General features: G+C 43.1%; 1 protein-coding gene. It reads right to left on the bottom strand.

The features are described 5' to 3' along the window. Positions 1-1,255, bottom strand: a 1,255-nt coding sequence (locus A3729_RS22375; protein WP_156498079.1) for a hypothetical protein, incomplete at its 3' end; no start/stop codon positions are given. Positions 1,256-1,583 lie beyond the last annotated feature (328 nt).

Below are 1,583 nucleotides of genomic sequence, written 5' to 3'. Positions count from 1 at the left end.
ATTCATCCAAAGCACAAGTTTGCCTAACGTCTGCCAAGTATTGGGCCAGATCATGTTTTTCAACCCGCATGAGCTGAGCAGAGATCTGAGAAAACCGGGCGCGATCTGATCGAATAAACTTATTCATAAAGTCGCTATAACTCATTTGCTCGATTAGATGAAGCCCGGAATTTGGCATTTTGATCAGCAGCTGTGACCGTCTTGCTGTTTTGAGCAAAGCATCAGCTAAGCTCTTCTCTTTAACTTCCGTCGTTTTCTGTGATGGTAAAGTCAGGAACAAGTTTCCGACATTACTTGCACCGTTCTTTAGAACCATATTTGAAAACATTCTCGGACCAACGACTGTATTGCAATTTGCTGTGAGATTATCAAAACCAAGCCGCCTCAATATACTCCTTACCAGATACGGCCCAATATAACCTTCGTGATTACCAACAATAAAAACCCTTCGCCCTGACGCCTTAAGCACTGAAGCCTGATACAAGGTTCGAACCACCTCTGACGAACCCACTACATGCTTGCTATCATGCTTCGTTGAAACCCGCTCTCCTTTACTCCCGACCAATATCAAGTCGGCAATATTTCGGTTTTCAAGAAAAACAAAGAACTTGTGCCACAGGGCAGTATCAGGTAGAACCGGTGATATTGAGCGACTAAAGGTGAAAGGCATTGCGAGTATGCGCTCAATGCGAGATTTACTAAATTCCTTAAAGAAAGAATGCTGTAGCAGCTGTAATTTGCGCTCGTTGAATTTACGGGCGATGTCGGGAAAGTGCTTCTTTATATCCAAGCCGTCACGCTTGGCACGCGCAACAACCTCGTCCATTAGCTGAACAGCACGAATATTATGAGGTGCCTTTTTCAAAGAGTACATCTTGGCGCGAAAGAAATCGACAATACCTCGCAGCTTCACGGCGTTAAAGATAGACAATAGCAAGCCCTTTACCGCTTCTGGAGCAGGAACCTTCAAAACCAACTTAACAATGGCATCTTTCAGGCGATCAACCAGTCCAGCCAGACTAGCAACAAAAGCCAGTAACAGGTTAGTCACCCTATATACAAAGTTGTTTTGATAAATTGAGGCCAAGGACTTTTCGAGACGCTCTTTGTTCTCGTGCATAAATTTCAGCACATCTCCTTGCGCAATTTTATCTTTTTCTTGCTGCCACCATTGTATTAGAGCGTGTACACGCTTTTGCTTTCGATTATTCGAATCAAGCGGATCATCCTGTACATCTTTATCAGGCTGGCTCATAAATTCTTCTCTTACTCTAATAACTAACCAAGGAAACGCTTAGAGTAACAATATTAATCTGTGCTAGCCACTTACCGAAGCTAGTTCAACGCGCAGCTTATTGCCAAGCATAGTAATAGAGGTATACACTCACCCTTTCAAAATTGAACATATATAAACCTCTGGGTACCTATATGCCACAAGCGCAAACAGTTGATACGCTAATCCATGCTCGTTATATCATCCCTGTTCGACCACGAAACACCTGTTATGAGCATTACAGCCTTGCCATTAGAGATGACGAAATCGTAGACATACTTGCAAGCGCTAAAGCCCAAACCAAATATCA

The organism is Oleiphilus sp. HI0043 (assembly GCF_001634935.1).
The sequence above is the reverse complement of the archived record's forward strand: the minus strand, read 5'-3'. Positions and strand labels throughout refer to the sequence as shown.